The sequence below is a fragment of the Neisseria sp. P0009.S007 genome (genome assembly GCF_051962515.1).
Map to the genome: position 1 here is coordinate 1 of NZ_JBQCVF010000041.1, position 6,653 is coordinate 6,653.

6 protein-coding genes are annotated in these 6,653 nt (G+C 51.2%); 1 reads left to right on the forward strand and 5 read right to left on the reverse strand.

What is annotated here, in order from left to right:
• From ACTHS3_RS05630 to ACTHS3_RS05645, 4 genes are all read right to left on the reverse strand, one after another.
• On the reverse strand, positions 1-593 hold a 593-nt coding region (locus tag ACTHS3_RS05630; RefSeq protein ID WP_440367349.1), incomplete at its 3' end, for an Nramp family divalent metal transporter.
• Positions 594-880: 287 nt separating this feature from the next.
• Complete coding sequence (locus ACTHS3_RS05635; RefSeq protein ID WP_070504434.1) at positions 881-1,648, reverse strand: TatD family hydrolase; 768 nt, start codon at positions 1,646-1,648, stop codon at positions 881-883.
• Between the two features lie 13 nt (positions 1,649-1,661).
• Positions 1,662-2,645, reverse strand: a complete 984-nt coding sequence (locus ACTHS3_RS05640) for an asparaginase (protein ID WP_070607943.1) — start codon at positions 2,643-2,645, stop codon at positions 1,662-1,664.
• A 66-nt stretch (positions 2,646-2,711) separates the two neighbouring features.
• A complete protein-coding gene (locus tag ACTHS3_RS05645; protein WP_070607941.1) occupies positions 2,712-3,374 on the reverse strand; it encodes a DedA family protein in 663 nt (220 codons plus the stop codon).
• A gap of 249 nt (positions 3,375-3,623) precedes the next feature.
• Between ACTHS3_RS05645 and ubiD the strand changes: the two genes are divergently transcribed.
• Positions 3,624-5,102: a 4-hydroxy-3-polyprenylbenzoate decarboxylase gene (ubiD, locus tag ACTHS3_RS05650; RefSeq protein ID WP_440367352.1), complete on the forward strand. Its 1,479-nt coding sequence runs from the start codon at positions 3,624-3,626 to the stop codon at positions 5,100-5,102.
• A gap of 267 nt (positions 5,103-5,369) precedes the next feature.
• On the opposite strand, the gene ACTHS3_RS05655 is transcribed toward ubiD, so the two are convergent.
• Positions 5,370-6,653, reverse strand: a 1,284-nt coding sequence (locus ACTHS3_RS05655; RefSeq protein ID WP_440367354.1) for an AsmA family protein, incomplete at its 5' end; no start/stop codon positions are given.

Genomic DNA, 6,653 nt, shown 5'->3' on the forward strand with positions numbered 1-6,653 from the left:
GCGATGAGGAAGCCCAAGCCTGCCAGTGTCCACGGGGTAGGCTCGATAAAGTCGGGTTTCATCTGCATGCCGCGAGACATGGCCACGGCGGCTGCGGCGACGGTGGCAATGGTCAGGCTGACGATGATGATTTTGGAAACGTTGTCCAATGCTTTATAGCGGCCGCTTGCCAAAATCAGCAGGCAGGAAACCATAATCATGACGGACACCATGCCGGCATCGAAAGTCAGCGATGGGATCGCCATTTTGACGATGGCGGCGGTAACGATGGCGACTGCACCGGCATTAATCGTTGCCGATGCAATACACAAAATCAAAAATACCCACAAATAAACGCGGCTTTTTTCGGCATAGCCCTCAATCAGGCTTTTGCCCGTGTCCAGCGTGTAATGTGCGCTGAAGCGGAAAAAAGGGTATTTGAACAGGTTGGTCAGAATGATAATCAGCGCAAGCTGCCAGCCGTAAAGTGCGCCTGCCTGCGTGGAGGCAATCAGGTGCGAGCCGCCGACTGCCGCCGAAGCCATCATGATACCCGGGCCGAGAGCATTGATTTTGCTCTTCCAGGTGGAAGCGTGTGTATGTTGTTCAGCCATAATTAGTTTCCGCCTTTTTCAGACGGCCTTATTATCAAAAAAAGGCATATTTTAACGTAAATAAAAAGTTTGCCCAATAATATGCGTAATACTTTTTATCAATCAAAGGGAAAATACGGTGTTAAAAAGCCGAGATGACGGAGTGAACGATATTTTGTGCCAAAAACATTTTTTCAGACGGCCTTGTATCGCTTTTTATTCATGAATATGGGGTAGGGAGGGCAGAGTGTGTCGGTTTGGAAACGAAATGGCCGGGCAAGGCTTTTTGATGCCTTGAGGTCGGCATATCAAGGGGAAGTATGGAGCAGGGAATCCACGTTTTGCTCGGTTATTTCAGCCAGTTGCGCCAGCGGTATGCCGCGCAGTTCGGCTGCAATTTCGGCGATACGGCGGATGTTGGCTGGTGTATTGGTTTCATGGCCGAGCATAAAAGGGCTGTCGGTTTCAAGAACAAAATCCGTGTCATCTAAGGCTTGTAAGGCGGCACGGACTTTTTTTGCATTGGGATTGAGCAGCAGTGAGCCTATGCCGATTTTGAAGCCGAGTTTCACCAAAATCCGCGCTTCTTCTACGCTGCCGGAGAAAGCGTGAACGATACCGCCTTGTGTGAAACCGGCGGTTTTGACGGCGGCGGCAATGGCGGCGGTGGCTTTCAGATTATGGATGATGACGCGGCGGTTGAGGTTTTGGGCGAGGATGAGTTGGCGGATAAAGACGTCGGTTTGCGTGTCGCGTTGCGCTTGGGTTTGCTCTTTGCCATAAAAATCCAAGCCGATTTCGCCAACCCATGCCTGAGGATGCTGGATTAATTCTTTCTCTAACTCTTGGAATGCCGCTTCGTTGAGGCCGTCTGCAAACCACGGATGAATGCCCAAAGCGATATGGATGTTTTCAGACGGCCTTTCCAACTGCGCAACGGGATGCCAATCTTTGGGGGATGTGGCCGGTACGATAAAACGCGCCACGCCAACGGCTTGCGCTTCGGTAAGCACGGCAGGCAGCATGTCGGCAAGTTTGGGGTCGGCAAGATGGCAGTGGGTGTCGGTGAAAGTCATATTAAATGGCGGTTTACAGCAGATTTAATTGTTGCAATTCTTGTTGCACCTTATCTGCATTCCAGTCATGGGAAATGGCAAGGGTCATCAGCGCAGTGGCAGTTTCGAGATTGCATTTGCCGCCGTTGATGATACCTGTCTGACGCAAAGCATCGCCTTGGGCATAGACGGCGGCGGCGCAACCTTGCGGCACTTGGCTGATGTTGAGCAGCAATTTGCCTTGTTGCGTAAAGGCTTGGACGGCTCGGACAAACGCATCGTTACTCGGCGCATTGCCGTGGCCGTAGCTTTGCAGAATCAGGGCTTGGGCGGAAAGGTGGGGCAGGCCGTCTGAAAGTTCTTGCGCGGCATAACCGGGAATCAGCGTGCGGATGGAAACTTTGGCTTCAGGATTTGGAAGACGCGGTTTGAGGCCGTCTGAATGTTGGGTCGGGGCGGTACGGATATTGTGCCAACCTTTGTTTTCCTCCCATTCGGCGAGTGCGCCAAAATGCAGGTTGTCAAAACCTGCGGCGGTCTCGGTGCTGACCTTGCTGCTGCCGACGGCGGGGAAGAGTTTGCCGTCAAAGGCAATCGCCACTTGTTTGAGTTTGAGCGAGAAGGCGGAAACAGCGGTGGCAAGGTTGCGCGGCGCATCGCTGTTGGCGGCATCGTAAGGCCATTGTGAGCCGGTCAGGATAACGGGTTTGTCCAAGCCTTGCAGCGAAAGGGCGAAGAGGTTGGCGGTGTATGCCATGGTATCCGTACCGTGCAGCACCAAAATGCCGTCATAGTCAGGCAGTTTGGCGATAATAAGATCCAGCCAGTCGCGTTGGTTTTGTAGCATTACCGCGGAAGAATCGATGAGCGGCTGACAAACGTGCCATTCGAAATCAAGGCCGTCTGAAAAGGGGGCAAGGGCTTTATCGACGAGGGCGGTGTCGGGACGCAGGCCTGCGCTGCTTTGGGTCATGCCGATGGTGCCGCCGGTGTAGAGGACGAAGATTTTTTGTTTCATGGTGTTTCTGATGAATGATTGAGGCCGTCTGAAAGCGGGGAAGTGTTTCAGACGGCCTGGAATGGTTTATTGATTGGCTTGTTTTTTGGCTTTTGCAGCACGTTTTTCGTGTAATTTTTCACGGAAGAAGGTGTGGCGGCGGTGTTTTCTCCACCAAATCCAGCCGACGATGACTGCGCCGATGCCCAGTACGGTAAAGATACCGGATTGCAGGCTATGCATTTTTTTCATCAGCCAGTCGGTATTGCGTGCGCCGTATTCGCCCAGATAAATCCAAACCGGAACGGAAATCAGCGCGGCCAAGCCGTCCATCAGGATAAAACGTAGGTAGGAAACCTTGCGGCTGATACCAGCGGTCACGAAAACGGCAGTACGCAGGCCGGGCAGGAAACGGGCGACGAATAAAACCCAGTTGCCGTATTTGTCGAATTTTTCCTGTACTTGGGCGTAGCGTTTGGGTGTCATCACGCGGGCAATCGGTTTGAATTTAAGGATTTTTTGTCCCCAAATCCGGCCGGCCGCAAACATAAAGCCGTCGCCTACCAATACGCCGAGCATGCCGACGGCAAACATAATATGCGAGTTGGTATAACCCAGGCCGGAAATCACACCGCCGGTTACCAGTGTCAAATCTTCAGGAATCGGCACGCCGAAGCCGCAAATAACCAAAACGAAAAACACGGCCGCATAGCCGTATTCAACGAAAAAAGATTCTAAAATTGCAAACATGGCCGCCGTCCCACGATAAATATTGATTGATGATTGGATTAAGTTGGAATTTTACCAAAGATAAGGCCGTCTGAAAGCAATCACAAGCAGATATTGTTTAAATTTGACGGTAGTTTGCAAAAAATCTAGAAATTCGGACGTGGAAAGTTGGGATTTGAACAGATTTGGCAGGTACAATAGCCGCTGGTTTATCTTTCAAACCCGAAATGGCGGTCTGCTTTCAGACGGCCTGTTCAGGAAAATGAAATCATGAAATACAGAGATTTGCGAGAATTTATCGCCGGATTGGAAGCTGATGGCAAACTAAAGCGCATCCAGCATCCGGTGTCGCCGTATTTGGAAATGACCGAAATTGCCGACCGCGTGCTGCGCGCCGAAGGGCCGGCGTTGTTGTTTGAAAACCCGATTAAGCCTGATGGTACGCGTTATGATTATCCCGTCTTGGCGAATCTGTTCGGCACGCCCGAACGCGTGGCACTGGGCATGGGTGCGGACAGTGTGTCCAAGCTGCGTGAAATCGGGCAGACGTTGGCGTATCTGAAAGAACCCGAACCGCCTAAAGGCATCAAAGACGCATTTTCTAAACTGCCGTTGCTGAAAGACATTTGGAGCATGGCGCCGAACGTGGTGAAAAATGCGCCGTGTCAGGAAATCGTGCGGGAAGGTGAGGACGTTGATTTGTATAAACTTCCGATTCAGCATTGCTGGCCGGAAGACGTTGCGCCACTGGTAACGTGGGGCTTGACCGTTACGCGCGGACCAAACAAAAAACGCCAAAATCTCGGTATTTACCGTCAGCAACTAATCGGCAAAAATAAGCTGATTATGCGTTGGCTGTCGCATCGCGGCGGCGCGTTGGATTATCAGGAATTCCGCAAACTCAATCCCGATACGCCGTATCCCGTCGCCGTCGTGCTTGGCTGCGACCCTGCCACCATTTTGGGCGCGGTAACGCCCGTTCCCGATACCTTGAGCGAATACCAATTTGCCGGACTGTTGCGCGGTTCGCGGACGGAGCTGGTGAAATGTATCGGCAATGATTTGCAAGTGCCCGCACGCGCTGAAATCGTGCTGGAAGGCGTCATCCATCCGAACGAAACCGCGTTGGAAGGCCCATACGGCGACCACACGGGCTATTACAACGAGCAGGACCATTTCCCCGTGTTCACGGTCGAGCGCATCACCATGCGCGAAAACCCGATTTACCACTCCACCTACACAGGTAAACCGCCCGATGAACCCGCCGTTTTGGGCGTGGCATTGAACGAAGTGTTCGTACCGCTTTTGCAAAAGCAGTTCCCTGAAATCACTGATTTTTACCTGCCGCCCGAAGGCTGCTCCTACCGCATGGCGGTGGTGAGTATGAAAAAACAGTACGCCGGACACGCCAAGCGCGTGATGATGGGCTGCTGGTCGTTCCTGCGCCAATTTATGTACACCAAATTCATCATCGTGGTTGATGACGATGTGAACGTGCGCGACTGGAAAGAAGTCATCTGGGCGGTCACCACGCGCATGGACCCTGTACGCGACACTGTTTTGGTAGAAAATACGCCCATCGATTATCTCGACTTCGCCAGCCCTGTCAGCGGACTCGGCGGCAAAATGGGTTTGGATGCGACCAACAAATGGCCGGGTGAAACCGACCGCGAATGGGGGCGTGTGATCAAAAAAGACCCTGCCGTTACGGCCAAAATCGATCAGATTTGGGAGCGTTTGGGTTTGTAGATGTCGGATTTATTGGAATTTCTACTTCAAATATTGATGGAAATAATTGGGTCTATGTTTGAGGGTACGGTAGAAATATTGAAGCTCGATTGGAGAAAAAGAAAACTCTCCAAAAAAGGCTTGATAATGTTGGCCATATGGTTTGCCATCATTGTTGCACTGATTGTGTATATGGTCATTCCCCAATAAACATCTTATTCTGACAATGTATCTGTTAAAAGGCCGTCTGAAACTTTTTGGGTTTCAGACGGCCTTTAATTTGAAAATTTAGCGTGGTTTGAGCCACTTCCATTGTTCTTGTATGGTTTCTTGCAGGGCTTTTTGTTTTTCTGCAGGTGTGTTCATGCCATTGGTTAAGCGGCTGTAATCGAGGGTAATGGAAGGGTTTTGTACGGTACCGCCGATTTTGAGGGGAATCGGTTTGTTTTTAGGTTGCAGTACGTTGCTTATAAGCAGGTTTTCCGATAGCTTTTGGGTATTTAAATCGGTATAGCCGCTGCTGACAACGTGCAGGCTGTCAGAAAACAGTTCGGTGTTGATATGATGGCTGATGCCTTTCTCGATTTCGCTATTGAGGATGAAATGATGGAAAGGGGTTTTGAGGTTGCTGTTGTCGATTTTTTCCGAAGAGATGCCGTTTTTCAGAATGCTGTCCATATCGATGCCGTGCCATGCACCGTTGGTAATATCGAGAAGCAGGCTGCCGTTTAAGGCTTGTATCATTTGGGCACGGTCATTGCCGGTAGTTTTAATGTCGATAACGGCGTCGCCGCTGCCGCTGAAGCTGTGGAAACCGAACAGGTCTTGCAGCAGCGGCTGAATTTGTATGCCTTTTGCGTTTTGCTGAAGGTGGTAGGAAGCAGGTTGGGTTGCCGCAATACTCAGGCCTCCCTCGGTTTTGCCGCCATAAAGCCCGGCTTTGAAACGGTGTAGGGCTATATGTTCTTTATCGGCGGTGAGCAGGGATTCGATGTTTTCTAATTGCAGACCGGCAGTTTGAATGCTGCCGATTTGGAGGTTGGCCTCAATGTCGGGCAACCAGGATTTGGCCAGCAGGGAAGGAAGATTCAGTGATGGCTGGGTTTTCAGATCTTCCAAGTAAGGGGTCAGATTGAGTTTTTGTAAGGCGATACCGGCGTCAAGGTGCGGGCGCGGCTGGGCATCGCGTTGGTATTTAAAGGCCAAGGCGAGGGCTTGTCTGTCAAATGCGCCTTTCAGACGGCCTTCCCATGTATTGAGGCTGAAATTGGCCTGTCCTTCGAGTGTACTGATGAATCGGGGGCGGGGAAGGCGGTTGATGGTGTCTTGCAGGGTGCTGAGGTGCAGTTTGGGCGCATCAATGCCTTTGCCTTTTTGCCAAACCAATGGGCTGGAAAAGGTAAAGTTGGTTTGGAGTCGGTCGTTTTTATGGCTGCCTTTGAGTTCAAAATTGGCGGCGGTCAAAACGGTTGCGTAGAGGTTGGCTTTGTCCAGTTTGAATGAACCGTCCCATTGGTTGTTTTCACTGCCGGCGGTCAATGCGCCGTTGAGTGTGTTGAGGTGCAAATAGCC